Origin of the sequence: Lentzea flaviverrucosa, assembly GCF_003350445.1 — a bacterium.
GTDB classification, from domain to species: Bacteria; Actinomycetota; Actinomycetes; order Mycobacteriales; family Pseudonocardiaceae; genus Lentzea; species Lentzea californiensis.
In genome coordinates this window covers 83,982-109,969 of the sequence record NZ_QQAU01000014.1, presented here as the reverse complement: position 1 = coordinate 109,969, position 25,988 = coordinate 83,982, and the positions used below count along the sequence as shown (strand labels likewise).

General features: G+C 69.0%; 26 protein-coding genes. 20 read left to right on the top strand and 6 right to left on the bottom strand.

Annotated features, from left to right (window positions below):
- The first annotated feature begins 27 nt into the window (after positions 1 to 27).
- From DFR72_RS34325 to hpt, 3 genes are read left to right on the top strand one after another with little or no spacing between them, the layout of a single operon-like run.
- On the top strand, positions 28 to 1,071 hold the full coding sequence (locus DFR72_RS34325; protein ID WP_090069905.1) for a zinc-dependent metalloprotease: 1,044 nt from the start codon (positions 28 to 30) through the stop codon (positions 1,069 to 1,071).
- The gene (tilS, locus tag DFR72_RS34320; protein WP_090069906.1) at positions 1,068 to 1,979 is read left to right on the top strand and encodes a tRNA lysidine(34) synthetase TilS; all 912 of its coding nucleotides are present in this window, start codon (positions 1,068 to 1,070) and stop codon (positions 1,977 to 1,979) included. The genes DFR72_RS34325 and tilS overlap by 4 nt, the downstream gene beginning before the upstream one ends.
- Before the next feature lie 17 nt (positions 1,980 to 1,996).
- Positions 1,997 to 2,545, top strand: coding sequence for a hypoxanthine phosphoribosyltransferase (hpt, locus tag DFR72_RS34315; protein WP_090069908.1), 549 nt, complete (start codon positions 1,997 to 1,999; stop codon positions 2,543 to 2,545).
- A gap of 269 nt (positions 2,546 to 2,814) precedes the next feature.
- Here hpt and DFR72_RS34310 read toward each other — a convergent pair whose 3' ends face one another.
- Positions 2,815 to 4,473, bottom strand: coding sequence for a substrate-binding and VWA domain-containing protein (locus tag DFR72_RS34310; protein WP_245983742.1), 1,659 nt, complete (start codon positions 4,471 to 4,473; stop codon positions 2,815 to 2,817).
- A 365-nt stretch (positions 4,474 to 4,838) separates the two neighbouring features.
- On the opposite strand from DFR72_RS34310, the gene ftsH reads away from it, so the two are divergent.
- The 7 genes from ftsH to DFR72_RS34275 are packed head-to-tail and all read left to right on the top strand — an operon-like array spanning position 4,839 to position 11,395.
- Entirely contained in the window at positions 4,839 to 7,034 is a 2,196-nt protein-coding gene (gene ftsH, locus DFR72_RS34305; protein WP_090069911.1) for an ATP-dependent zinc metalloprotease FtsH, read from the top strand.
- Positions 7,031 to 7,678, top strand: coding sequence for a GTP cyclohydrolase I FolE (gene folE, locus DFR72_RS34300; RefSeq protein ID WP_090069913.1), 648 nt, complete (start codon positions 7,031 to 7,033; stop codon positions 7,676 to 7,678). The genes ftsH and folE overlap by 4 nt, the downstream gene beginning before the upstream one ends.
- A 32-nt stretch (positions 7,679 to 7,710) precedes the next feature.
- Positions 7,711 to 8,496, top strand: coding sequence for a dihydropteroate synthase (gene folP, locus DFR72_RS34295; protein ID WP_090070061.1), 786 nt, complete (start codon positions 7,711 to 7,713; stop codon positions 8,494 to 8,496).
- Complete coding sequence (gene folB, locus DFR72_RS34290) at positions 8,489 to 8,881, top strand: dihydroneopterin aldolase (RefSeq protein ID WP_090069914.1); 393 nt, start codon at positions 8,489 to 8,491, stop codon at positions 8,879 to 8,881. The genes folP and folB overlap by 8 nt, the downstream gene beginning before the upstream one ends.
- The gene (gene folK / locus DFR72_RS34285) at positions 8,878 to 9,372 is read left to right on the top strand and encodes a 2-amino-4-hydroxy-6-hydroxymethyldihydropteridine diphosphokinase (protein WP_090069916.1); all 495 of its coding nucleotides are present in this window, start codon (positions 8,878 to 8,880) and stop codon (positions 9,370 to 9,372) included. The genes folB and folK overlap by 4 nt, the downstream gene beginning before the upstream one ends.
- Positions 9,369 to 9,821 (top strand): DUF3180 domain-containing protein, encoded by a 453-nt coding sequence (locus tag DFR72_RS34280; protein ID WP_090069917.1) that lies wholly within the window; start codon positions 9,369 to 9,371, stop codon positions 9,819 to 9,821. Before folK ends, DFR72_RS34280 begins: the two co-directional genes overlap by 4 nt.
- Positions 9,822 to 9,871: 50 nt before the next feature.
- Positions 9,872 to 11,395, top strand: a complete 1,524-nt coding sequence (locus DFR72_RS34275) for a DUF6779 domain-containing protein (RefSeq protein ID WP_143086887.1) — start codon at positions 9,872 to 9,874, stop codon at positions 11,393 to 11,395.
- A 3-nt stretch (positions 11,396 to 11,398) separates the two neighbouring features.
- Here DFR72_RS34275 and DFR72_RS34270 read toward each other — a convergent pair whose 3' ends face one another.
- The 3 genes from DFR72_RS34270 to DFR72_RS34260 all read right to left on the bottom strand — a co-directional run bounded on the left by DFR72_RS34270 (position 11,399) and on the right by DFR72_RS34260 (position 14,215).
- A complete protein-coding gene (locus DFR72_RS34270; protein ID WP_090069920.1) occupies positions 11,399 to 12,484 on the bottom strand; it encodes an NADH-quinone oxidoreductase subunit D in 1,086 nt (361 codons plus the stop codon).
- A gap of 377 nt (positions 12,485 to 12,861) precedes the next feature.
- Complete coding sequence (locus tag DFR72_RS34265) at positions 12,862 to 13,284, bottom strand: DUF1203 domain-containing protein (RefSeq protein WP_090069922.1); 423 nt, start codon at positions 13,282 to 13,284, stop codon at positions 12,862 to 12,864.
- Positions 13,285 to 13,300: 16 nt separating this feature from the next.
- Positions 13,301 to 14,215, bottom strand: a complete 915-nt coding sequence (locus tag DFR72_RS34260) for an SAM-dependent methyltransferase (RefSeq protein ID WP_090069924.1) — start codon at positions 14,213 to 14,215, stop codon at positions 13,301 to 13,303.
- A 48-nt stretch (positions 14,216 to 14,263) separates the two neighbouring features.
- On the opposite strand from DFR72_RS34260, the gene DFR72_RS34255 reads away from it, so the two are divergent.
- The 5 genes from DFR72_RS34255 to DFR72_RS34235 all read left to right on the top strand — a co-directional run bounded on the left by DFR72_RS34255 (position 14,264) and on the right by DFR72_RS34235 (position 18,563).
- Positions 14,264 to 15,391, top strand: a complete 1,128-nt coding sequence (locus DFR72_RS34255; protein WP_090070064.1) for a PrsW family intramembrane metalloprotease — start codon at positions 14,264 to 14,266, stop codon at positions 15,389 to 15,391.
- Between the two features lie 102 nt (positions 15,392 to 15,493).
- Positions 15,494 to 16,384, top strand: a complete 891-nt coding sequence (locus DFR72_RS34250; RefSeq protein WP_090069925.1) for a Rossmann-like and DUF2520 domain-containing protein — start codon at positions 15,494 to 15,496, stop codon at positions 16,382 to 16,384.
- A gap of 1 nt (position 16,385) precedes the next feature.
- Positions 16,386 to 17,285, top strand: coding sequence for a pantoate--beta-alanine ligase (gene panC / locus DFR72_RS34245; protein WP_090069927.1), 900 nt, complete (start codon positions 16,386 to 16,388; stop codon positions 17,283 to 17,285).
- A gap of 1 nt (position 17,286) precedes the next feature.
- Positions 17,287 to 17,757, top strand: a complete 471-nt coding sequence (gene panD / locus DFR72_RS34240) for an aspartate 1-decarboxylase (RefSeq protein WP_090069929.1) — start codon at positions 17,287 to 17,289, stop codon at positions 17,755 to 17,757.
- Positions 17,758 to 17,768: 11 nt separating this feature from the next.
- A complete protein-coding gene (locus DFR72_RS34235; RefSeq protein WP_090069930.1) occupies positions 17,769 to 18,563 on the top strand; it encodes a type III pantothenate kinase in 795 nt (264 codons plus the stop codon).
- Here the strand turns inward: DFR72_RS34235 and DFR72_RS34230 are convergent.
- Positions 18,553 to 19,311 (bottom strand): class I SAM-dependent methyltransferase, encoded by a 759-nt coding sequence (locus DFR72_RS34230; RefSeq protein WP_090069932.1) that lies wholly within the window; start codon positions 19,309 to 19,311, stop codon positions 18,553 to 18,555. The genes DFR72_RS34235 and DFR72_RS34230 overlap by 11 nt on opposite strands.
- A 180-nt stretch (positions 19,312 to 19,491) precedes the next feature.
- On the opposite strand from DFR72_RS34230, the gene lysS reads away from it, so the two are divergent.
- The 5 genes from lysS (at position 19,492) to DFR72_RS34205 (ending at position 24,588) form a co-directional block, all read left to right on the top strand.
- The gene (gene lysS, locus DFR72_RS34225) at positions 19,492 to 20,946 is read left to right on the top strand and encodes a lysine--tRNA ligase (protein WP_090070065.1); all 1,455 of its coding nucleotides are present in this window, start codon (positions 19,492 to 19,494) and stop codon (positions 20,944 to 20,946) included.
- Between the two features lie 114 nt (positions 20,947 to 21,060).
- A complete protein-coding gene (locus DFR72_RS34220; RefSeq protein WP_030477509.1) occupies positions 21,061 to 21,411 on the top strand; it encodes a histone-like nucleoid-structuring protein Lsr2 in 351 nt (116 codons plus the stop codon).
- Positions 21,412 to 21,725: 314 nt separating this feature from the next.
- Positions 21,726 to 22,718, top strand: coding sequence for a FecCD family ABC transporter permease (locus DFR72_RS34215; RefSeq protein ID WP_090069933.1), 993 nt, complete (start codon positions 21,726 to 21,728; stop codon positions 22,716 to 22,718).
- Complete coding sequence (locus DFR72_RS34210; protein ID WP_245983740.1) at positions 22,715 to 23,794, top strand: FecCD family ABC transporter permease; 1,080 nt, start codon at positions 22,715 to 22,717, stop codon at positions 23,792 to 23,794. Before DFR72_RS34215 ends, DFR72_RS34210 begins: the two co-directional genes overlap by 4 nt.
- Positions 23,791 to 24,588, top strand: coding sequence for an ABC transporter ATP-binding protein (locus tag DFR72_RS34205; protein WP_090069935.1), 798 nt, complete (start codon positions 23,791 to 23,793; stop codon positions 24,586 to 24,588). The genes DFR72_RS34210 and DFR72_RS34205 overlap by 4 nt, the downstream gene beginning before the upstream one ends.
- 454 nt (positions 24,589 to 25,042) lie before the next feature.
- Here the strand turns inward: DFR72_RS34205 and DFR72_RS34200 are convergent, their stop codons facing one another.
- A complete protein-coding gene (locus DFR72_RS34200) occupies positions 25,043 to 25,840 on the bottom strand; it encodes a (2Fe-2S)-binding protein (RefSeq protein ID WP_090069936.1) in 798 nt (265 codons plus the stop codon).
- Positions 25,841 to 25,988 lie beyond the last annotated feature (148 nt).

Sequence of the window (25,988 nt, the reverse complement as noted above, 5' to 3'; positions counted from 1 at the left end):
GGGCCGTGCGCAGGTAGCGTCGGAAGCGTGAACGGCGCGACGGAGGCAGAGCTCGGCCCGGTGGACTGGGAGCTGGCGGTTTCGACTGCCACGCGGCTCGTCCGGCCGGGTCCCGTGATCGGCAAGGACGAGGCCGACCACGTCGTAGGCAGACTTCGTGAGCTCGCCCCCCAGGCGGAGGTGCACGTCCGCGAGCTGACCGGGCTCGGTCAGGGACTGCCGCTGCTGCCGGGCGAGGTCGTGGACAGGCCGGCGTGGGTCGCGGCCGCCGCGCAGGGCCTGGCCGGGCTGACAGCGCCCGCGATGTCGCGTCCGACAGGTCCGATGGCGGGCCTCCTCGCCGGCACGGCAGGTGTGCAGGCGGGCGTCGTGCTGGCGTTCCTGTCCTCGCGGGTGCTGGGCCAGTACGACCCGTTCGGCCCCGACGACCAGCTCGCCGGGCGGTTGCTGCTCGTCGCACCGAACATCGTTGGCGCGCAACAGGCCCTGGACGTGCCGGACGACGACTTCCGCATGTGGGTGTGCCTGCACGAGTGCACGCACCGGCTGCAGTTCACCGGCGTGCCGTGGCTGCGCAGGTACTTCTCCGACCAGGTCACGGCGCTGCTGTCCTCAATGGACGAAGAGCGCGCGCCGCTGACCGACGTGATCCGCGACTTCCGGCACAAGCTGCGCGCCGGCGACGGCCCGATGGGCCTGATCGAGCTCATCCAGTCGCCGCAGCAGAAGGCCGTGCTCGACCGCCTGATCGCACTGTCCACTTTGCTCGAGGGCCACGCCGACCACGTGATGGACGCGGTCGGCCCCGCCGTCGTGCCGTCCGTCTCGACGATCCGCACCCGCTTCAGCGCGCGGCGCAAGGGCGGCGGCCTGCTCGACCGGATCCTGCGCACGGTGCTCGGCGTCGAGGCGAAGGTGCGCCAGTACGAGGAGGGCGCGGAGTTCACCGAGTACGTGGTGGAACGGGTCGGCATGGACGGCTTCAACACGATCTGGACCTCCGCCGACACGCTGCCGACCCGCGCCGAGATCGCCGAGCCCATGAGCTGGCTGCGCCGCGTGTCACCGTGAACGGACCGGTCGCCGAGATCCGCACGGCGGTCCGCCGTTTCCTCGACGAGGTGCGGCCGGAGCACGTGACGGTCGCGGTCTCCGGCGGCGCGGACTCGCTCGCGCTGGCCGCCGCCGTGGCACAGCTCCTGCCCGGCGCGTCGGCCGTCGTCGTGGACCACCAGCTGCAGCCGGGATCGGGCGACGTGGCGCTTCGGGCGGCTCAGCAGTGTTCCGAGCTCGGTCTCCTGGCGCGAGTGGAGCCGGTTTCCGTCGAAGGTGGAGGCGGCCCCGAGGCCGCGGCCCGCAAGGCCCGGTACGCGGCTCTGAAACCGTCGTCCGGCGTCGTGCTGCTCGGCCACACCCTGGACGACCAGGCAGAGACCGTGCTGCTCGGCCTGGGCCGCGGGTCCGGCCCGAGGTCGATCGCCGGCATGCGCACGTTCGACGCGCCGTGGGGCCGTCCACTGCTCGGCGTGTCGCGCGCCGTGACCCGTGCGGCGTGCGCGGAGCAGGGCATCGAGGTGTGGGACGACCCGCACAACGCCGACCCGTCGTTCACGCGTGTGCGCCTGAGGACCGAGGTCCTGCCGTTGCTCGAAACAGTGCTCCAAGGCGGCGTGGCCTCGTCACTGGCACGCACCGCGGCCCAGTTGCGTGAGGACTGTGACGCACTCGACTCCCTCGCGGAAGCCTTCGCCGGCGACTGCTGTGCCGTTGACGACATCGCCGAACTGCCCGCGGCTTTGCGACGCAGAGTGGTCAGGACGTGGCTGATCGACGAAGGAGTGCCCGAACTGTCCGATTCGCATCTGCGCCGCGTCGACTCACTGGTGAGTGAATGGCGCGGTCAGGGCGGTGTCTGGCTACCTGGCGGCTTTGTCGTGCGGCGCGCGCATGGCAGGCTCGTTGTGGAACCACAGTCTTAAGCAGAGGGGACCTGTCCGTGTACGACGGCGACATCGCATCCGTGCTCATCACCGAGCAGGAGATCAGCGACAAGGTCACCGAACTCGCCAAGCAGGTCGCGGCTGATCACCCAGAAGGTGACTCCGACCTCGTGCTGATCACTGTGCTCAAGGGCGCCGTGATGTTCATGGCCGACCTTGCCCGCGCGCTGCCCGTTCCGGTGCAGCTCGAATTCATGGCCGTTTCGTCCTACGGGTCGTCCACGTCGTCGTCCGGCGTGGTGCGCATCCTGAAGGACCTGGACCGCGACATCGCCGACCGCAACGTGGTGATCGTCGAGGACATCATCGACTCGGGACTGACCCTGTCGTGGCTGCTCAAGAACCTGCAGTCGCGCAAGCCCAAGTCGCTGCAGGTGTGCACGCTGCTGCGCAAGCCCGACGCGGTGAAGGTCGAGGTGCCGGTGAAGTACGTCGGCTTCGACATCCCCAACGAGTTCGTCGTCGGGTACGGGCTGGATTATGCGGAGCGGTACCGGGATCTGCCGTACATCGGCACGCTGGATCCGAAGGTCTACTCCAACTGAGCTTGCGTGAGGCGGGGGCGTGGCCGGTTGGCTGCGCCCCCGTTTTGCGTTGTCGGGGTGCCTGGTGGCCGTGCGGGGCGGGTTGCGGGCAGGTGGTTCCCTCCAGGTAAGGCCCAATCGCTTCGAAGAACCCGAACCGCTACCCAACTTGAAGGTTCGGAAGGTTCGCCACGCCCACATACGTGTTCGCCATGCGTGAGCCGGCAGGGACCACAAACGACAACGCCGGGCCTCCAGAAGGAAACCCGGCGCGTCGCGAAAAGAAGGAATCAGCAGTTCGGACGGCACCGCCGCTGCGAGACGGCGTCCAGCAGCACGGCGCGGATGTCCTCCGGGTTGGGTGCCTGGTACGCCTTGCCACCCGTGGCGGCGGAGATCGCGCGGAGCGCGTCCATGTCCACCTCGTCGCCGAGGCCCACCATGATGACCGGGACGGGCTTCGCGGGGTCGGACTCCCGCTTCAGGGTCTCGATCAGGGCGTTGGTGTCGATCGACGAGATGTCGTCGTTGCGGCCGTCGGTCATCAGGACGACCGAGTTGACCTTCGACGGGTCGTAGCCCTTCAGGACGTGGCGGTAGGCCGCCAGGGTCGTGTCGTTCAGGGCCGTGCCGCCGCCTACGAGGCCCGGCAGCTGGGAGGCGCCCGCCTCCAGGCGCTTGCGGCGGGTCACGCCTGCCAGGGGTTCGCCCAGCGGGCCGATCGGGACCAGTTCGATCCAGTCGTTCGGCGGCTTCTTGTCGGTGGAGAACGCCCAGAGGCCGATCGCCGTGGTGTCCGGGAGCATCGAGAGAGCCGTCATGGACGCCTCGGTGGCGGCTTCCACGCGGGTCTTGCCGTTGCCGCTCTTCTCGATCATCGAGCCGGAGACGTCGATGACCGTCAGCATGCGCATGTCGAGGCTGATGGCGCCCCACGTGCGCAGCAGTTCGGAGACCTGGTCGGCGTTCGGGGTCTCGATCAGCTTGACGTCGCCCGCCTGCACGCCCTCCACGTCGGTGCTCCACTTCGCGGGGGCGGCGCCGCTCACCGTGCGGAAGCCGGCCTCGCCGAAGCGCTTGGAGGTGTCGCCGGAGCGCAGGACCTTCTCGAACTCGGCCGCCGCCTCGCCGATGCCCTCGGTCTCGTTCGGGCGGGAGACCCGGACGAGGGGGTAGTCGAACGAGAGCGTGCCCTCCTTGGGCGGGGCGGCCAGGACGGCGTTGTCCTTCGCCGCGCGGTTGTTGGTGACCACCGACTGTTCGGTCGCGGCGAAGAGCGGTGCCTTCCCCGCGTCGGTGACGACCTTGCCGAACGAGTCGCGGACCGACGGGACGGCGCTGCGGCCCACGCGCAGGAGGGTGCCGACCAGTTCAGGCTTGGGCGTTCCGTCCGGGTTGCCCAGCAGGGTGCGGATCACGAACAGCGAGGCGAGGCCCTCGGACGTCATCGTCGGGTCGCTCATGGAGATCTGGACCTTCGGGTCCACGACCTTGGCCCACGAGACGGGGGTGACCGGGAAGCCGATCTTGGACATCGCCTGTTCGGAGCCCGCCATCACCAGCGGGCTCGACGCCAGCGAGGGCTTGATGTCGAGCTTCGGGGCCTCCGGGCCGGTCTCGGCGGACTGGCGCTGGGCCTCGGCGGCCCACATCGAGGAGTCCGGGATCCAGAGCGAGTGGGGGTTGATCTGCGCGGTGGGGAGCTCGTTCGCCACGTCGGCCGCGTTGCGCGACTCGACCTGGACCTGGACGCACCGGCCGCGCACGACCGGCTGTGATCGCTGGTAGTCCTGCGCCGCCGCGTTCACCACATCCAGGGCGGCTGGGGTGACGGCGATCTTCAACGGCAGTGCGCCGGAGCAGTCGGCACCGCTGGTGGCACGCAGTGCCACGACCGTGACGCCCGCCGCCGCGACCACCCCGAGCAGGGCGGCCACGGGAAGGGCCACCCGCCGGAACAATCCTGGGGACGTATGACGTGCTGACATACAGTTACTTACCTTCGGTCACGTGTTCACTCTTTCGAGTGGCGGGAGAACACTCGGGGGATGAATGAGGATGACATGTGACCCGCAAACGTAATGAGATGGCGTGACCTGCGTCACTCGACTGGACGGCCGTATTTGTTCCGGATGAACCAAACTGCGTGAACATGCGTGGTGGGGGTCACCCGCGGGAACCACGGATCGCCCCCGCCCGTTGGTTGCTCAGTACCCAGCCAGCGAGCGGTAGGCTGGTAGGACGCGGTATGTGGGTCTTCCACTGCCCGACGCGCAAGTCAGGGAGGGTCGAGGCCGCCCCCGGCCGTAAGTGCATGGACCGCAAGCGCCTGCTTCGCAACCCGCTGCTGTGGATCGCTGCGGTGTTGCTGCTCTACTTCGTCTTCACCGTCCTCTTTGACGACTCGCGGGGCTACCACCCCGTGAAAACGTCTCAAGCGCTCCAACAGGTTCGGGACGGCAAGGTCAAGGAAGCCACGATCGAGGACAAGGAGCAGCGTCTCCGACTCACCCTCACCGACGGCACCACCTTCGAGGGCAGCAACCGCCTGATCACGCAGTTCCCGGCCAGCTCGACGGACGAGATCTTCACCGTCCTCGACCAGGCCGGCAACAAGCCGACCGTCGAGACCAAGGTCAGCCAGGAGTCCATCCTGATGCAGATCTTGATCTACCTCGTGCCGCTCGGCCTGTTGTTGCTGCTGCTCATGTGGATGATGAACAACGCTCAGGGCGGCGGCAACCGCGTTCTGAACTTCGGCAAGTCCAAGGCCAAGCAGTTGTCCAAGGACATGCCCAAGACGACGTTCGCCGACGTCGCCGGTGCCCAGGAGGCCGTCGAGGAACTGGAAGAGATCAAGGACTTCCTCCAGAACCCCGGCCGCTACCAGGCACTGGGCGCCAAGATCCCGAAGGGCGTGCTGCTCTACGGCCCGCCCGGTACCGGCAAGACGCTGCTCGCCCGAGCCGTCGCCGGCGAGGCGGGCGTGCCGTTCTACTCGATCTCCGGTTCGGACTTCGTCGAGATGTTCGTCGGTGTCGGTGCCTCGCGTGTGCGTGACCTGTTCGAACAGGCCAAGCAGAACGCGCCGTGCATCATCTTCGTCGACGAGATCGACGCGGTGGGCCGTCACCGCGGCGCGGGTATGGGCGGTGGCCACGACGAGCGCGAGCAGACGCTGAACCAGCTGCTCGTCGAGATGGACGGCTTCGACTCGCGCGGCGGGATCATCCTGATCGCGGCGACGAACCGCCCCGACATCCTCGACCCCGCCCTGCTGCGCCCCGGCCGCTTCGACCGTCAGATCCCGGTGTCCGTACCGGACCTGAAGGGCCGCAAGCAGATCCTCCGGGTGCACTCGAAGGGCAAGCCGCTGGCCGCGGACGCGGACCTCGACGGCCTCGCGAAGCGCACCGTCGGGTTCTCCGGCGCCGACCTCGCGAACGTCATCAACGAGGCCGCACTGCTCACCGCGCGCCAGAACGGCCACACCATCGACGGTGCGGCGCTCGAGGAGTCGGTGGACCGCGTGATCGGCGGTCCGGCCCGCAAGAGCCGGATCATCTCCGAGAAGGAGAAGAAGATCACCGCGTACCACGAGGCAGGGCACGCCCTGGCCGCGTGGGCGATGCCGGACATCGACCCGGTCTACAAGGTCACGATCCTGGCCCGCGGCCGCACGGGTGGTCACACCCTGTCGGTGCCGGAAGAGGACAAGGACCTGATGACCAGGTCCGAGATGATCGCGCGACTGGTGTTCGCACTGGGTGGCCGTTCCGCCGAGGAGCTCGTCTTCCACGAGCCCACGACGGGTGCGTCCAACGACATCGAGCAGGCGACGAAGATCGCCCGCGCGATGGTCACCGAGTACGGCATGAGCGCGAAGCTCGGCGCCGTGAAGTACGGGCAGGAGCAGGGCGAGCCGTTCCTCGGACGCTCGGCCGGTCGCCAGGCGGACTACTCGCTGGAGGTCGCGCACGAGATCGACGAGGAGGTGCGCAAGCTCATCGAGGCCGCGCACACCGAGGCGTACGAGGTGCTCGTCACCTACCGCGACGTCCTCGACGACCTCACGCTCGAGCTGATCGAGAAGGAGACCCTGCACCAGAAGGAACTGGAGCGGATCTTCGCCCGCGTCGAGAAGCGGCCGCGCATCACCCAGTTCAACGACTTCGGTGACCGCAGGCCGTCCGACATCCCGCCGATCAAGACCCCTGGTGAGCTCGCCAGGGAGCGCGGCGAGCCGTGGCCGCCGATCGTCGAGGACACCCTCGACGACGAGCCGGAGACGCAGCAGGCAGAGCCCGCTGCCGCGGAACCGGCCACCGAGGCGCTGCCGTCGCCCAACGGGTCGAACGGCGTTCACCAGCCCGGTCAGCCTTCGAACCAGGCGGGTCCGCCGAACTACGGCGCCCCGCCCGGATGGACCCCGGCGACGGTGCCCGGCGGCAAGCCGCACAACGTCTGGGAGCCGAAGAAGCCGCAGCCCGACCAGGACGAGCGGCAGTGACCGAGCAACACCAGCGTGACGGAGACGCCGGCCTCACCCAAGACGGGGAGGCCGGCGTCTCCGCGCGGCGGGTCTTCGACCACGCCCGTGCCGAGGCTGCGGTGCGCGAGTTGCTGATCGCGTGCGGTGAGGATCCGGAGCGCGAAGGCCTGCGCGAGACACCCGCACGGGTGGCGCGCGCTTACCAGGAGTTGTTCGCCGGTCTCTACACCGACGCGGACAGCGTGCTGGCGAAGACGTTCGACGAGAGCCACGAGGAGCTCGTCCTCGTCACGGACATCCCGATGTTCAGCTTCTGCGAGCACCACCTGCTGCCGTTCCACGGCGTCGCGCACGTCGGGTACATCCCGAACGAGCACGGCCGCGTGACGGGGTTGTCGAAGCTCGCGAGGCTCGTCGACCTCTACTCGAAGCGGCCGCAGGTGCAGGAGCGGCTGACGTCGCAGGTCGCGGACGCCCTGGTGCGCAAGCTCGAACCGCGCGGCGTGATCGTCGTGGTGGAGGCCGAGCACCTGTGCATGGGCATGCGCGGTGTGCGCAAGCCAGGTTCCCGCACGACGACGTCGGCGGTGCGGGGGTTGCTGCGCACGTCCGCGTCCTCACGGGCGGAAGCGATCGAACTGATCAGGGGCCGGTCGAGGTGAACGGTCTGCCTCGTCCCGGCCGCTGCGTCGTGATGGGCGTGCTGAACGTGACGCCCGATTCGTTCTCCGACGGCGGCCGCTACATCGACCGGCGGGACGCGGTCGCGCACGGCGTCGAGATGTTCGAGCGCGGTGCGGACATGATCGACGTGGGTGGCGAGTCGACCCGGCCCGGTGCCGGGCGCGTCGAGCCGGCCGAGGAGATCGCCCGCATCGTGCCGGTGATCAGGGCGCTGACGGGTGAAGGCGTGCCGGTCAGCGTGGACACCATGCGCGCCTCTGTCGCCGCGGCGGCGTTGGAGGCGGGCGCGTCGATCGTGAACGACGTCTCCGGTGGCCTGGCCGATCCCGGGATGGCCGCTGTCGTCGCCGCTGCCGGAGTTCCGTACGTGCTCATGCATTGGCGTGGGCACAGCACGGAGATGGACACGCTGGCGACGTACGACGACGTGGTGACGGACGTGCGCACGGAGTTGCTGGAACGCGTCGAGGCCGCGCTGGCCGCCGGCGTCGCGGAGTCGTGCATCGTGCTCGACCCGGGGCTGGGGTTCGCGAAGCTCGGCGACCACAACTGGGAGTTGTTGCAGCGCCTGGACGAACTGGTCGAGCTGGGCTTCCCGGTGCTGGTGGGGGCGTCGCGCAAGCGCTTCCTCGGCACGTTGCTCGGCGACCGTCCACCGGACGGCAGGGAGGACGCGACCGCGGCGGTGTCCGCTCTGGCCGCGTTCAACGGAGCGTGGGGTGTGCGGGTGCACGACGTCGACCGGACGCTGGACGCGGTCGCCGTCGCCGGTGCGTGGAGGCGGGGACATGGCTGACCGGATCGCGTTGACGGGCCTGCGGGTGCGCGGCAACCACGGGGTGTTCGAGCACGAGAAGCGCGACGGGCAGGAGTTCGTCGCGGACATCACGCTCTGGCTGGACCTGAGCGCGGCGTCCCGCACGGACGACCTGAAGGAGACCTACCACTACGGCGAACTGGCCGAGATGGCCGCGGCGATCATCGGTGGTGAGCCGTGCGATCTCATCGAGACCGTGGCCGGCCGGATCGCCGACGCCGCGATGGCGGACTCGAGGCTGCACGCGGTCGAGGTGACGCTGCACAAGCCGTCCGCGCCGATCCCGCTGACGTTCGACGACGTGTCGGTGACGATCCGCCGGTCGCGCCGGCTGGCCGCGCCGCTGCCCAAGGAGGCCCGTTGAGCCGCGCGGTCCTCTCGATCGGCTCGAACCTCGGCGACCGGTTGCGGTTCCTGCAGTCCGTCGTGGACGGGTTGCGGCCGTTCGTCGTCGCCGTTTCGCCGGTGTACGAGACGGCGGCGTGGGGCGTCGAGGACCAGCCGGACTTCCTGAACGCCATCGTGATCGTCTCCTCGGACGACGTGGACGAGTGGGGCTGGCTGCGGCGCGGTCAGGCGCTGGAGAACGCCGCCGGGCGCGTGCGGGAGAAGCGCTGGGGCCCCCGCACGTTGGACGTGGACGTGGTTTCGGTGGACGGGGTGACTTCGGACCACCCGGAGCTGCTCCTGCCACATCCTGGGGCGTTTGAGCGCGCAACAGTCCTCGTGCCGTGGCTCGACGTCGAGCCGGACGCGGTGCTGACGGGCCACGGACCCGTTGCGGGGCTGGAGTTCTCGGCCGAAGGCGTGCGGCGGCGCGACGATCTCGTGCTTTCGGGTTGGATGGAAGCGTGAAGTTCACCCGTCCCCGCGATCTCGCGGCCGTTGCGATCGTCGGCGGTCTGCTGGCGCATCTGCTGCTGCGGCTCACGTACGACTCGTTGCCGCCGTTGCCCCTGCTGGCCGGGTCGACGCTGTTCGTCATCGCGGTCGTGGAGACCGTGTTCGCGTTCTCGTTGCGGGCCAGGATCCAGCGCCGGCAGGGCGCGCGTCCGGTGCAGCCGCTGACGGCCGCCCGAGCGGTCGTGCTGGCGAAGGCCTCGTCCGTTCTGGGCGCTTTGATGTTCGGTGCCTGGACCGGCTTGCTGATCTTCGTGCTGCCCGTCCGCGACTCGTTCCCCGCAGCCTCGAACGACCTGGTGGCGGCCGTTGTCGGGATGATCGCGGCGGTCGCGCTGACGGCTGCCGCGCTGTGGCTGGAGCACTGCTGCAAGACCCCGGAAGAGAGTTCCGGGAAGGAATAGATACCCGGCCGTAGGTCTCAGTCACATAACTACGCGGTACCGTAGTGCGCATGACCGGGCGAGGCGCGTCGACCGCCGACGAGCAAGATGATCACGGTCGTGGCTCAGGGCGATTGCTGTTGGTAGCGGCATTGGCGCTCGCCCTCGTGGCCGCGGCGGTGCTCGTGCTGAGCGACAGCGCCCGCATGCTGCGTCTGGCCGTGGTGGCCGCGTTGTGGGCGGCCCTGGTGGGCGCCTTCCTCGCCGCGAGGTACCGCAGGCAGGTCACCGAACGTGACGACGAGGTGGCCGATCTCCAGTCCGTCTACGAACTGGAACTGGAGCGCGAGGTCGCCGCGCGCCGCGAGTACGAGCTCGAGATCGAGTCGGAGACCCGCAAGCGCATCGAGGAGGAGTCGCGCGCGGACATCGAGGCCCTGCGCGCCGATCTCCACTCGCTGCGCGACAACCTCCAGGCCCTGCTCGGTGGTGACGTCCTCGTCGAACGCGTGGCCCTGCGCGCCGAGTCGACCCGCCTGCGCTCGATCGGTTCGGAAGCCGCCCGGCTGACGGCGTCGCCCGAACAGCGCGTCATCAACTCCAAACCGGTGATCACCGCGACGTCGTCCATCACCTCGGAGAAGCCGTCCGAGCGCACCGAACTGATCGAGCGCGTCGCCCACGACGCCAAGATGCAGCCCCCGCGCCGCGAGCAGGCGCGCCCCGAGCCCGTGCGCCCGGACCCGGCCAGGAACTCGCCGCGCCCGCAACCCGCCGTGGTCCGCCGCGAGCCCCTGAAGGCCGCGAAGCAGGAACCGCCCCGCCCGCAGCCCCGCCCCTCGGCGGCCGCGGCCGTCTCGGCCAGGCTCGGTGGCGCCGCCCAGGCTCCCCAGAAGGCCCCGCCGCCCCCCACCGTGAAGGCCCCGCCGGTGCAGGCGCAGGTCCACCGCACCGAGCGGGTGCAACGCCCGCCGCAGCCCCCGGCCCGCACCGAGGCGCTGTCGCGTCCGGAACCGTCGTCGCGCCCGGAGCAGCCCCCGAAGTCTCCCGCGGCAGCCGCGAAGCCGGTCGAGACCCGCAAGCCCGAGCCCCGTTCCCGCGTGGCCGAGCGCACCGAGATGATCGACCCGAAGGCCCTGGCCGCCGGCGGAGGCCGCCGCCGCGCGGACGACCGCTCGGCCCAGGCCGCGGCTCCGACCCCGGTGCAGGACAGCGGCTCGTGGGAGACCCTGAAGCCGGACGCCCCGGCCCCGAGCTCCAGCCGCCGCTCCGAGGAGCGGTCACCCCGCCGCACCGCCTCCGAGGACTCGCTGGTGTCGCTGCCCCCGGTGGGCCGCCGTTCCGCCGCCGAGCAGTCGTCGGCCAGGCTCCCGGCGGTGTCGCCCAGCCGGCGTTCCCCGGCCGACGAGCCCCCGGTCTCCGGCCGCCGCGTCGCCGAGGACTCGTCCACCCGCCTGCCCGCGGTCTCGACGGGCCGCCGCGCCGCCCCGGAAGACCCGTCGGGCGCACACGCGGACGGCAAGTCGGTGAGCGAACTGCTGGCCTCGCTGGGCGGAGGCGACGCACCGCGCCGCCGTCGCCGCCGCGACGACTAGTCGTTACTTGTCGATGTCGCCGACGACGACGGCGAACGAGCTCAGCACGGCTGGCAGGTCGTCCACCTTCGTGCCGGGCAGCAGCGCGGACAGCGCCTGAACGTTGTTGAACGACGGCGTGCGGAGCTTGAGCCGCCACGGCGTCTTCTCGCCACGCGACGACAGGTGCACACCGGAAGTACCCAACGGCGCCTCGACGCGCGTGTAGACAGAACCCTCGGGTGCCTTGATGGCCTTGGGCAGCCGGAGGTTCACCGGCCCCTGCGGCAACTGCTCCAGGCACGCCCGAGCCAGCTCCACCGACTTCAGGACCTCGTCGACGAGGCACCGGACGCGCGCGGCCGCATCACCCCCGGTCCGGACCACGGGGGAGAAGCCCAAGGTCCTGTAAGCGGGCAACGGGTCGTCACGGCGCAGGTCGAAGTCCACCCCACTGGCTCGCCCGATGGGCCCGGTGACGCCGTACGCCAGTGCGTCGTCGTACGGCAGGACCCCAAGTCCTTCGAGGGCAGCGAAATCGACGGTCAGCGTCGTGACGTCCACAGTGGACAGGAAGGTGGCGACCCGCTCGGTCCAGCCGGCCGGGACGTCCTCGCGCAGGCCGCCGATCCTGTTGAACATGAAGTGGATGCGCCCGCCCGACGCCTCCTCCATCAGCGCCTGCACGCCCTCGCGGTACGTGGCGGCGTTGGGGGACAACGGGGTCAGGAAGACCATGTGCGCCATCAGGCGGTTCAGCTCGCACAGCAGGGCCCGCAGCCACTGGGCGCGGGCCGGGACGTCCATGCCCGTCATGCGTTCCACGGCCAGGGCGACAGCCAGTTCGTTGCAGAACGCCGAAAGCCAGTCGTGGCGGTTGGCGAGCGTCAGGACCTGCCGGTAGTCACGCACCTCGAAGAGCTTCTCGGCGCCGCGGTGGAGGTGGCCCACCAGCGGTTCGGCAGCGGTGATCACGAGTTCTGGCGTGACGGTCAGGCGCAGCCGGTAGGCGCCGTGGGCCGACGGGTGCAGTGGGCCCAGGTCGATCACGCGGTCCACACCCAGGTAGCGGGCGCCTGCGCCTACGCCGACGGTGATCTGCTCGCTCACTCGAGCATGGTTTCACGGGCCGGGAATCCGCCGCCGCACGGTCGAGGGGGTCGCGGTCCGTGCCTGGGTGTGTCGGAAGCGACCGGGTCGGAAGCGGCCGCGTGGGGGTGGCTGCGTCGGGCCTGACCGCTCGGGCCCGGCAGCACGTGTGGCCGCATCGGTCTTGGCCGAGCAGTTGAATCGGAGGCGGCTGGGTCGGACTGGGCCAAGTCGGATGTGATCGCATCCGAGGTGACTGTGTCGAGCTGCACCGGATCAGGCGGGACCGCATTCGCCCTGGCCCAGCCTGCGTCCAGGCTCAGGCTGGACCTGCCCTGACCGAGTCCAGGTCCCGGCCCAGTTGCATCAGGTCTGGCCGCGGCGCACCACGGCCAGGTTCACGACCTGGTGACCGCGAAGAAGAAGCACCCGTGCGACAGGCTTCGCACCTGGATCGCCTCGATTGCGGGATTGTTGAACAATCCGGCGATCGTACGATCGAACGATCCGGGCTCCACCACCTCGCCGTCGTGGATCTGACCTGCGGCGTTGTAGGAACGTAGGATACGGGGATTGTTCAACAATTCTACGGGGAGACGATCCAGCGAGGGCGTGTCCGGGCAGTCCACGTGCGTGAAGATCGGGCCGACCTCGGAGTACGGGCCCTTCCCGACCGAAGGCGAGTGCCGGAACAACCAGACCGGCTCACCGGCCAGCGACTTGCGCAGACAACACCGCAGCGGCACGCCGGGCTCGGAGGCGCGGTACTCGCGGCCGGGGTCGGACAGCGCGGCCGAGGGCAGGACGTTGTGGATTCGCATGCCCCAACGATCGTCGTCACCACACCGGAAAGCTGGCGGGATTCGGACGCCAGGGCGGCAGCGCGGGCAGCAGGTCCGCGACCGCCACCCCGTTCCCGTGCAGCAACCACCCGAAGCCACCCAGCCCGGCAGGATCACGCAACTCCGCGATCCGCCCGGCCCGAGCAGCCGACTCCAACCAGTCCCACCCGGCACCGGCAACAGAACCGCTCAACCCCAAGGCGCGCAAAGCATCCCGCTGCGACACCAGAACCCGGTCCCCGCCGGCCGCAGCAGCGCAAGCGTCAAAAGCAACGTGCGCCGTGATGTCACAAGACCCGTCGAACACGGGCTCGACCTGCCGCCCACCCCGATACCCGGTCAGCGTGAAACGCCGCGAAGACACGAGATGCCCGTAGTCGATCGCCAAAGCCGCACCACGCACCGACGACACGGCGGCAGCCCAGGCCACGTCCCGCGGCGAACCAACCTCGGCCAGCTCGCCATCGGCCAGCGAAGGCCACCACCGGGTGATCCAGGGATCGGCGGAAGGCCCGGTCACCACCGGGCACGGGATCGCGTCGAGCCACTCGTGCCCGACCAGCAGCCCGACGCACGAGGGCACGGACGTCGTCCACCGCACCCCAGGCAGCTCAACGGGAGGACCGACCTCGACCGCGGTCACCCGAAGCCGCGACGCCAGCGAACCGGACGCCAGCGAACGCACCGCGAACGCCAGTTCACCCCCACCCGCACCCACGTCCACGAAGTCCACGACCGGGGGAAATCCGAGCGCGGCGTCCACCCGCGACAACAACGTCAGCAGGGCCTCGGCGAGCTCCGGGCCGACCAGCGGAGACGTCCGGAAGTGCGCGGACGGCTTCTCGCCGCGGGCGAAGAAGCCACCGGGGCCGTACAGCGCGGCGTGCCAAGCGGCTTCCCAGTCGAACATCGGACAAGTGTGCATCTAAGGTCATTTCTCGTGACCGACGCCGACCCCATGCCGACGCCGACGAAGAAGCGCATCGAGCAGCGCCGCTGGACCGTCCTGTTCCCCGTGGTGGCGTTGATCGCGCTCGCCGCGGCCGGGCTCGTGCTGTTCGCACTGGGCACGTCGAGCATCGGCATCGAGCCGCTGCTCGTCGGTGCCGCCGCGGCGCTGATCCCCGTCGCGTTCGTGGTGAGCGCATTCCTCTGGATCGACCGCTGGGAACCGGAACCGGCGAAGATGCTGCTCTTCGCGTTCATCTGGGGTTCGTGCGGCGCGACGATCAGCTCGCTCGCGTTCAACCAGACGTCCAGGGTGCTCGGCAACCTGCTGACCGACGACGGAACGACGTTCACGGCCGTGGTCGGGGCGCCGATCGTCGAGGAGGCCACGAAGGCCGTGTTCCTCATCGCCGTGTTCGTCCGCCGCCGCCACGAGTTCGACGGTGTCGTGGACGGCATGGTCTACGCCGGCATCACGGCCGCGGGCTTCGCGTTCACCGAGAACATCTGGTACTTCGGCCGGGTCTTCCTGGAGAACGGCCTCGGCGACATGAGCGGCGGTGTGATCGCGCTGTTCGTGCTGCGCGGGGTGCTCTCGCCGTTCGCACACCCGCTGTTCACGGCCATGACGGGCATCGGCGTCGGCATAGCGGCGACCACCGGCAACCCCACGGTCCGCGTCATCGCGCCTATCGGCGGCTACCTCACGGCCGTCGGGCTGCACTCGCTGTGGAACTTCTCGACCACCGTCGGCACCGGTTCGGCCTTCATCAACCTGTACTTCCTGATCATGGTCCCGGTGTTCGCCGGCGCCGTCACGATCGTGGTGTGGCAGCGCAGGCGCGAGCAGCGGATCGTCGCGGGGCAACTCGCCGCGATGGCGCAGAACCGGTGGATCGCCAACAGCGAGGTCGCCCTGCTGGCCAGCCTCAACGGCCGCCGGAACTGGCTGAGGGCGGTCAAGCGCAAGTCGGGTGACGCGGCGGTCAAGGCCGTGAAGAGCTACCAGATCGCCGTCACCGAACTGGCCTTCCTGCGGCACCGCATCGAGCAGGGAACGGCCGGTCAGAGCGCCGAGCAGCGCCACGGGGTGCTGCTCGACTCGCTGCACGCCGCCAGGGCAGCCGCCCGTCGGTGAATCCGGTCACCGAGCGGGTGCACGGGCACTCGGCGGAGCTACCCTCGGCGGCGTCGTCCGGTACCCGCACAAGGGACTGGAACGTCAGAAGGAGTTAGTCGCATGGACGCGACCCCACGTCCGGCGAGGCTCGCCGTCGGTGTCATCTCGGCAGGCCGCGTCGGTTCCGTGCTGGGCGCCGCGCTGGCCAGAGCGGGCCACGTGGTGACCGGCGTTTCCGCCGTCTCGCAAGCCTCGCGCAACCGCGCGGACGAGCTGCTGCCCGACATCCCCGTCGCCGACCCCACCGAGGTCGCCGCGCGCGCCGACCTGGTGCTGCTGGCCGTGCCGGACGACGAGCTGCAAGGCCTGGTCAAGGGCCTCGTCGCCACCGAGTCGCTGCGCGCGGGCCAGATCGTCGTGCACACCAGCGGCGCGATGGGCGTGCAGGTCCTCGAACCCGCCGCCGGACTGGGCGCGCTCACGATCGCGCTGCACCCGGTCATGACGTTCACCGGTCGCGCGGAGGACCTGCAGCGGATGAGCGCCGCGTGCGTCGGCGTCACCGCCGCGGACGGCGACGAGGTGGCCTGGAGCGTCGGCGAGGCGCTGGTCGTCGAGATGGACGCGGAACCGGTCAGGATCCCCGAGGCCGTCCGCCCGCTCTACCACTCGGCGCTGGCCCACGGCGCGAACCACCTGATCACGCTGGTCCGCGACGCCGCGGACCTGCTCACCGGCTCCGGGGTCGCCAACGCCGAGCGCCTGCTCGGCCCGCTGCTGTCCGCCGCGCTCGACAACGCGCTGCGCCACGGCGACCGCGCCCTGACCGGTCCGGTCGCCCGAGGCGACACGGGTACCTTGCGCAAGCACCTCGGCGTGCTCGCGCAGCAGGCACCCGAGATCCTTCCCAGCTACCGCGTGCTCGCCCGCCGCACCGCCGAGCGGGCCGAGGAGTCAGGGCTGCTCAAGCCCGACGCGGCCAACGACGTTCGCACCACTCTTGAGGACTGACGTGACGAAGCCACTGACCAAGGACGACTACCGCCCGGACGACGTCACGGTGCACCGCGACCCGGTCCGCCTGAACAGGGTGATCAGGGCGCTGCGCAACGCCGGGCGCAACGTCGCGCTGGTGCCCACGATGGGCGCCCTGCACGCGGGCCACCGGCAGCTGATCCGCGAGGCGCAGGTCATGCAGAACACGGTGGTCGTCGTGTCGATCTTCGTGAACCCGTTGCAGTTCGGGCCGAACGAGGACCTCGCGAAGTACCCGCGCCAGTTCGAGTCCGATGTGGACATCTGCCGTCAGGAACGCGTGGGCATCGTCTTCGCGCCGTCCGCGGAGGACATGTACCCCGAGGGCGCACAGGTCACCGTGCACCCCGGACCGCTGGGCGACGAGTTGGAGGGCGTGGTCCGCCCCGGCCACTTCGCGGGCGTGCTCACCGTCGTGTCGAAGCTGTTCAACATCGTGCAACCCACGTACGCGGTGTTCGGGCAGAAGGACTACCAGCAGCTGCAGCTCATCCACAAGATGGCGCGCGACCTCAACTTCCCGCTCGACGTCGTCGGCGTGCCGACCGTCCGCGAGTACGACGGCCTCGCGCTGTCGTCGCGCAACGCCTACCTGAGCCCGGAAGAGCGCCATCACGCCGTGACGCTGTCCGCCGCGCTCACCGCCGGCGCGTACGTGTCGTCGCAGGGAGGGGACGCGGTGCTCAAGGCCGCGCACGACGTGCTGGCGCAGACGCCCGAGGTCGAAGTGGACTACCTGGAGCTGCGCGGGGTCGACCTCGGTCCCGCACCGGAGAACGGCGACGCGCGGCTGCTGGTCGCGGCCCGCGTCGGTACCACCCGCCTGATCGACAACATCGCGGTGTTGCTCGGTGAAGGCGACGAGCAGGGGGAGTGACATGTTCCGCACGATGCTGAAGTCCAAGATCCACCGCGCCACCGTGACGCAGGCCGACCTGCACTACGTCGGCTCGGTGACGGTGGACGAGGACCTGATGGAGGCCGCCGACCTGCTGGCCGGTGAACAGGTCGCCATCGTCGACGTCACCAACGGCGCCCGGCTGGAGACCTACGTCATCCCCGGCGAGCGCGGCACCGGCGTGCTGGGCATCAACGGCGCGGCGGCGCACCTCGTGCACCCCGGCGACATCGTGATCCTGATCGCGTACGGGCAGATGGACGACGCGGAGTCGCGCGCCTACAAGCCGCGCGTCGTGTTCGTGGACGCCGACAACAAGGTCGTCGACCTCGGCAGCGACCCCGCGCACGCCCCGGAGGGGTCCGGTCTGGTGAACGGCTCCACGAGCGCGCCTTCGTCTGAGACCGTGGAAGCGACAGCGCTGGACGCGTTGATCCAGGCCGAGAACTAAGGAAACGCAACGTGCTGCTCGCCATCGACGTCGGCAACACCAACATCGTGCTCGGTCTGTACGACGGGGTCGGCGACTCGGCCCCGCTCGTGCGCGACTGGCGGATGCGCACCGACGCCAGGATGACCGCCGACGAGCTCGCGCTGACCATGCGCGGGCTGCTCGGCGAGTACGCCGACAAGATCACCGGCATCTCCGCGCTGTCCACCGTGCCCGCGGTGCTGCGCGAGCTGCGGGTCATGCTCGGCCGCTACTACGACGCGGTGCCGAAGATCCTGGTGGAGCCGGGCGTGAAGACCGGTGTCCCGCTGCTCGTCGACAACCCGAAGGAGGTGGGCTCGGACCGCGTGATCAACACGCTGGCCGCGCACCACCTCTACGCGACCTCGTGCATCGTGGTCGACTTCGGCACGTCCACGAACCTCGACGTGATCTCGTCGCGTGGCGAGTTCCTCGGCGGCGCGCTGGCGCCGGGCATCGAGATCTCGGTCGACGCCCTCGCCTCCCGCGCCGCCCAGCTGCGCAAGGTCGAGCTGGTCAGGCCCCGCAACGTGATCGGCAAGAACACCGTGGAGTGCCTGCAGTCCGGCATCGTCTACGGGTTCGTCGGCCAGGTGGACGGGCTGGTGCGCAAGATCACCGAGGAGCTCCAGCAGACCGATCCCGGTCCCGTGACGGTCATCGCCACGGGCGGGCTCGCTCCTCTGGTCGTCTCCGAGTCCTCGACGATCGCGCACCACGTGCCCGACCTGACCCTGCTGGGCCTGCGCATGGTGTTCGAGCGCAACATGACCGCTACTCGCTGACGCGCACCGTCCGGAAGACCTCCGCGACCAGGGGGACGTCGAACGGCCCGTTCGACGTCTCCGGGCGCTGGTGCAGGAACGCGAGCATCTTCTCGTTGATCGCGGCGCGCTCCTCGTCGTCGATCACGATCAGCCGTGAGTGCGTGTTGATCCACGCGATGGCGGCTTCCGGTGAGTCACGGCGGTGCGAGTGCGGGAAGGTGGCGCGCTCCTCCTTCGCGAACAACGGGTGCGCCATGATCGAGACGGGGTCGTGCCGCTGCGACTCGACGCTGCTCGCCGACACCTGCTCCAGTTCGCGCACCCACTCGACGTCCGTGGCCGGCTCGGCCCACATGGCCGCCAGCACCCCGCCGGGCCGCAGCACGCGGGCGATCTCCGGCAGCGCCTTCTCCTGGTCGAACCAGTGGAACGCGGTGCCGACGAACACCGCGTCGACCGTCTGGTCGGGAACGGGGATGTGCTCGGCGTGACCCGGTAGCGCGCGCACGCCGTGAACGCGGCGCACCAGCTCGGACAACATCTGCTCGTTGGGCTCCACGGCGGTCACGCAGTGGCCCTCCGCGACGAGACCCGCGGTCAGCTTGCCGGTGCCGGCGGCGAGGTCGAGCACGTCCAGGCGCTCGGTCCTGTCGCCCAGCGGCTCCAAAGCCCACCGGATCGCCGCCACGGGATAGTCAGGCCGGTGTTCGGCGTAGGCCTCGGCCTGCGCGCCGAACGAGTCCGCTCGCCTCGCGTGTAGATCCATCACCCCAACTTAGTGAGTTCACCGGTGTCCGGGTTGGTCTGGTCGGAGCGACCTGCCGATCTTCCAACGATTTAGTGGTATCCGGTTCGCTTTGACTTCACCGGTGTCCGTACCCTTCTCGGCGTGAGTGAGCAGCCGAAGCAAAACCTCGTGACCAGCGAAGAAGACCTGCCAGAGCAGATGCGCGTGCGCCGGGAGAAGCGTGCGCGGCTGCTCGCTTCCGGCAAGGAGCCCTATCCCGTCGAAGTCGCGCGCACGCACACGTTGCGCGAGATTCGCGAAGCGCATCCCGAACTCGAACCCGACACCCAGACCGGTCAGCAGGTCGGTGTGACCGGGCGCGTGATGTTCATGCGCAACACCGGAAAGCTGTGCTTCGCGACGTTGCGCGAAGGCGACGGCACCGAACTGCAGGCGATGCTGAGCCTCGCCGGTGTCGGTGAAGAAGCACTTTCCGAGTGGAAGACCGACGTCGACCTCGGCGACCACGTTTTCGTGAGCGGTGAGGTCATCAGCTCACGTCGTGGCGAGCTTTCCGTGATGGCCGACGGGTGGCAGCTGACGTCGAAGTCGCTGCGTCCGTTGCCGGTAGCGCACAAGGAACTCGGCGAGGAAACCCGCATTCGTCAGCGATACGTCGACCTGATCCTCAGGCCGATGGCGCGCGACACTGTTCGGACCCGTGCGAACGTCGTTCGTTCTCTGCGCGACTCGTTCCACCGGCGCGGATTCCTCGAAGTCGAGACGCCGATGTTGCAGACGCTGCAGGGTGGTGCGTCCGCGCGTCCGTTCATCACGCACTCGAACGCGCTCGACATCGACCTGTTCCTGCGCATCGCGCCGGAGCTGTACTTGAAGCGCTGCGTCGTCGGTGGCATCGAGAAGGTCTTCGAGATCAACCGCAACTTCCGCAACGAGGGTGTGGACTCGTCGCATTCGCCCGAGTTTTCGATGCTGGAGTACTACGAGGCGTACGCCACGTACGACTCGAACGCGGTACTGACGCGCGAGCTGATCCAGGAAGCGGCGGAAGCCGTGACGGGTTCTCAGATCGTCACGCTGGCGGACGGCAGCGAGTACGACCTCTCGGGTGAATGGACGACGCTGAGCATCTACGAGTCGTTGTCCGGAGCGGTTGGTGAGGAAATCACCCCCGAGACGTCCGTCGAGGCGCTGCGCAAGCTTTGTGACCGGCACGAACTCGAGCTGAACCCGAAGTTCGGGCACGGCAAGCTGGTCGAGGAGCTGTGGGAGCACCTGGTGTGCGACTCGCTGTACGCGCCGACGTTCGTGCGGGACTACCCGATCGAGACGTCCCCGCTGACCAGGCAGCACCGCAGCAAGCCGGGTGTGGCCGAAAAGTGGGATCTGTACGTGCGCGGATTCGAACTCGGAACCGGTTACTCCGAACTGGTCGACCCGGTCATCGAGCGGGAACGCCTGGAAGCACAGGCGCGTCTCGGGGCCGCCGGTGACCACGAGGCGATGCCGATCGACGAAGACTTTCTGCGATCACTGGAGTACGGAATGCCACCGAGTGGTGGTGTCGGAATGGGTATCGATCGGCTGCTGATGGCGCTCACCGGTCTGGGTATCCGGGAGACCATCTTGTTCCCGCTCGTTCGCCCTGAATGAGTAACTTTCCGGATGTCGATAGGTGCAATGCGGCACCCGTGCGCTAACCTGCCTCGCAGAAGGCTTTAGTTGGCGACGCGGGTGACCGCGCATTCGGGGTCCAGGAGGATACGCATGGCGCAGAAGGTCACGGTGACCCTCGTCGACGATCTGGACGGTTCCACCGCTGAGGAGACCGTCGAGTTCGGACTGGATGGTGTCAGCTACACCATCGACCTTTCCTCGGGCAATGCGGGCAAACTGCGGGACGCTCTTGCCGACTTCGTGGGAAGTGCACGTCGCGCGGGTGGTCGTAAGCGTCTTGGGCCCGGCCGTCCGGCCGGCAGCGTGAAGGCGCGCCCCGCATCGGCGGACCGTGAGCAGAACCAGGCCATTCGCGAGTGGGCCCGCAAGCAGGGCATGAAGGTGTCGGACCGCGGCCGCATCCCGGCCGAGGTGCTCGACGCCTACCACCAGCAGGGCTGAAATTCGGCAAAACACGAAGGGGTTCCGGGGGAAGATTCCCGGAACCCCTTCGTGCTATTTGAGTGACCGATCAGCTACCATCCGCCGCCCAGAAGGTGGAACGGTGCTATCCAAACGAGATCGTGAACACTCTTGCTGCTGACTTTTTAGTTGACCCGACAACGGGTTGACTGAACATTCTTCAGCGATCTTCTCGGGCTCGTCTTTCTGCCCGAGAGGGCAGAGATGTGACCGGAACCGGCGCCCTGGACCCCGGTGCGGCAGGGTGGTTCGGTTAGGCTTACCTCTCCTGTCTTGGTTGAGGAGGGTGGGCCTTGGGTCGTAGGTCGTTCGGCCTGCTCTTCCTGCTGGTCGTGCTGGTCGCCGTGTGCCTGGCGAGCATCGCGATCGGCTCGAAGGAGATCCCGCTTTCCGGGGTGTGGCACGGTCTCTTCACGCCGACCGGCGTCGAGGACGACGTGGTGGTCCGCGAGCTGCGGGTCCCGCGGACGTTGCTCGGCATCGCGGTGGGCATCGCACTCGGTGTGGGTGGCGCTCTCATGCAGGGCCACACGCGCAACCCGCTGGCCGATCCCGGCATCCTCGGCGTCACGCACGGCGCGGCGCTGGCGGTCGTGCTCTCGATCTTCCTGCTCGGCGTCAACTCGCTGGTCGGCTACATCTGGTTCGCCTTCGCCGGCGCGATGATCGCGAGCGTCCTGGTGTTCCTGCTCGGGTCCGCCGGGCGAGGCGGTCCGTCGCCGGTGACGCTGGCGCTGGCCGGTGCCGCGGTCTCCGCGCTGATGAACGGCCTGGTGTCGGCGATCGTGCTGCTCGACCAGCAGTCGCTCGACGCGTTCCGGTTCTGGCAGGTCGGCGCCATCGCCGGCCGCGACCTGACGGTGCTGACGCAGGTGCTGCCGTTCCTGCTGGCGGGCCTGGTCATCGCGGCGTTCAACGCGCCGGGGCTCAACGCCATGTCGCTGGGCGAGGACGTGGCCAAGTCGCTGGGTGTGAACGTCAGCCAGACGCGGTCGCTGGGCATCTTCGCCATCACGCTGCTGGTCGGCGGGGCTGTCGCCGCATGCGGGCCGATCGGGTTCCTCGGGCTCGTGGTGCCGCACATCGCACGCGCGTTCACCGGCCCCGACTACCGCTGGATCCTGCCGTACTCGGCACTGCTCGGAGCGATCCTGATCCTGTTCGCCGACATCGTCGGACGGGTGGTCGCCCGCCCGTCCGAGGTGGAGGTCGGCGTGATGCTGGCGCTGATCGGTGCTCCGTTCTTCATCTTCCTGGTGCGGCGCAAGAAGCTGGTGAAGATTTGACGACCGCTGAGAAGACCCCCGCGGCCGAGGCGCCCGCCCTGAGGCTGGGCGCGGCCTCGTTCCGGCTGCGCCGCCGGCCGTTGCTGGTCGTGGCGGCCTCGCTGGTCGTCCTGGCGGCGTTGCTGGTCGCCGACATCATGATCGGCGACTTCCCCCTGACGGTGACCCAGGTCGTCGACACGCTGCTGGGCGGCGGCACGCGCCGCGACCAGTTCGTGGTCGTGGAACTGCGGATGCCGCGGGCGCTGACGGGCCTGCTGGTCGGCGGCGCGCTGGGACTCTCCGGCGCGATCTTCCAGGCCATCGTGCGCAACCCGCTGGCCTCGCCCGACATCCTCGGCGTGACCTGGGGAGCCGGCGCCGGCGCGGTCTCGGTGATCACCTTCGCCGGTTCGCTGGGCGTCGTGACCGGCAGCGCGGCCTCGATCGGCGTCCCGCTGGCGGGCCTGACCGGCGGCCTGCTCGCGGGCCTGCTGGTCTACGCGCTGGCGTGGCGGCAGGGCATCGAGGGCTTCCGGATGGTCCTGGTCGGCATCGGCATCACCGCCGTGGCCGGCAACTTCACGCACTACCTGCTGACCGTAGGCGACGTGCAGGACGCGGGCCGGGCGATGGTGTGGATCACCGGCTCTCTGAACGGCCGCGGCTGGGAGCACGTCGTGCCCGTTGCCCTGGCTCTGGTCGTGCTGGTTCCCGTAGCCCTGATCGGCGGCCACGTGCTCGGGGCTTTGCAGTTCGACGACCAGACCTCGCGCGGGCTCGGCGTGCGGGTCAACGTCGCGCGGTCGTTCCTGATCATCGTGGCGATCGTGCTGGCCTCGGTGGCCACCGCCGCGGCCGGGCCGATCGTGTTCGTGGCTTTGGCGTCGCCGCAGATCGCTCTTCGGTTGTCCGGGACCGCCCAGCCGCCGTTGTTCGGTTCTGTGGTGGTCGGCGGTGCGCTTGTCATGCTGTCGGACCTGGTCGCGCGGACCATCTACCGCACCGAGCTGCCGGTCGGTGTCGTGACCGCGGTTCTGGGTGCGCCCTATCTGATGTTCCTGCTGATCCGAAGCCGCCGGGAGGCGCGGGTATGAGTGTGCGTCTTGAGGCTTCGTCGTTGAGCGTGGGCTACGGGGAACGGCAGGTCGTCGACTCCCTCGACCTGTCGATCATCGACGGCACCGTCACCGCGGTGATCGGGCCCAACGGGTGTGGCAAGTCGACTCTGCTGAAGGCCTTGGGGCGGTTGCTGCCTGCTCGGTCTGGTGCTGTGCTGCTGGACGGCAAGCAGATCGATTCGATGTCCACTCGGGATGTTGCCCGGGTTCTCGGGATGTTGCCCCAGGCCCCGTCTGCTCCTGAGGGGCTGACTGTCGCCGATCTCGTTGCTCGGGGGCGGCATCCGCATCAGGCCTGGTATCGGCAGTGGTCCTCTGATGATGCTGCTGCTGTTGATGCTGCTCTGGCCATGACCGGGATTCTGGATCTGGCAGAGCGGACTGTGGATGAGCTGTCCGGGGGGCAGCGGCAGCGGGCCTGGATTTCGATGGCTCTTGCTCAGGGGACTGATCTGTTGCTGCTGGACGAGCCGACGACCTATCTGGATCTTGCTCATCAGATTGATGTGCTGGATTTGGTTCAGGAGCTGCATTCGTCCATGGGGCGGACGATTGTGATGGTGTTGCACGACCTGAACTTGGCTGCTCGGTATGCGGACACGATCGTGGCCATGCGGGATGGGCGGATCGTGGCGCAGGGGACGCCTGGTCAGGTGTTGACCGAGCAGATGTTGCTGGAGGTTTTCGGGTTGGATGCCCGGGTTGTCGAGGATCCGGTTTCTGGGACGCCGTTGGTGGTGCCTGTGGGGTCTCGGCATCGGTTGCCGTGAGTTGTCGGACCTTCTGAGTACGTTGTGATGCAGGGGGTTCCCAGAACGGGGGGACGCCTGCGTCAGCGTGGTCACCTTGCGGGCGGCGACCATGCGGGTGGTCACCTTGCGGGTGGCCTGGTCGCCTTGCGTGCTTCCCCTGGGGGCTCTGCCCCCAGACCCCCGGCAATCTGATCGGGGGTGGCGCCACGGGCGGGTTGATGGCACGCCTGTTGCGTTGGGCGGCTGCCTGTTGCGTAGCTGGGTGCGTTGGCGGTGGGGTCCCGTCACGAGTCGCACCAAGAGCGGGCCACATGCAGGTAGGGGTGTCAAGCGGACGAAAAGCGTGCCCGCTTGACACCCCTACCTGCATGCAGCAAGAGCTGTGGCGCGACTCGTGACGGGACCCCACCGCCCGGCCCGCCTGGTAAGGACGGCTCGCCTTCGGCTTCGCGTGCGATCAGGCGTCCGTTGGTCATTTGCAGGTGCGTGGGCAGGCCGTGCACGGTTCTGCGTTCGGCAGTACGTAGTGGAAGCAGCAGCTGTTGCGCTTGCGCTTCCAGCCCTCGTCCGTGAAGTGGAGGGACGAGGCTGCTACGAACGGCTCGAGCTTCTCCGGGAGGATCATCGCGGCGTCCGTGACGCCTGCGTTTTCGTCTCCGAACAGGCGGCCTGCTGCCCACGGGCCGTATTCCAGCATGTCTGTCGCGGCTGCCCAGAGTTGGCGGCGGCCGAAGCGGACCACCTGGCCGAACGAAGCCACGAACTGGGCTGCGTGTGCTGCGTAGCGGGCGCGGAGGACTGCGGCCAGGGCCGCTTCGTCCGCCACCACGGTTGCTGCCGGGTGGTTCGAGGCCGGGTCGTCCGGGAGGCAGGCGAACTCGTCGCACATCAGGGCCATGCCGTCCGGGTGCGGGCGGCCGGTCGGGTTGATGCGGAACGCCATGTCCGAAGGCTTGAGGGTGGGCACTCGGCGGGCCGTGTGGAAGAGGAGGCCTGCCAGGTAGCCGGGCTGGTGCAGGTACCAGCCCATGATGTAGCCCGCTGTCGCGCGGTCGTCGGACTCGCCGTACTGCTCGACCATCCACTCGGCGAGGTCTTTGCGCCACAGGTCGAACCGGGTGGGCTCCGCCAGCAGGTCCGAGCAGATCGTCCAGTCTTCAGACGGCGTGCCGAAGACGATCTCGGTGCCGGACTGCAGGCGGGCGATGGAGTCGGCCAGTGGTGTGAGCGCACGCGGGTTCTGCCGTGAGACCCTCGCAGGTACGGTCAACGCGCAAGTCCAATCTCATGCGTATCAGGCTTGCCTAACCTTACCCAGGATCTCCCTTCGTTCGCCTCCTCAGGTGTGCCCGGTCACAGGAGTATCGCTCAACGGTCGGTTGTTCGCGTTCAGCGGACATCGCCCGATCTGTGGAATC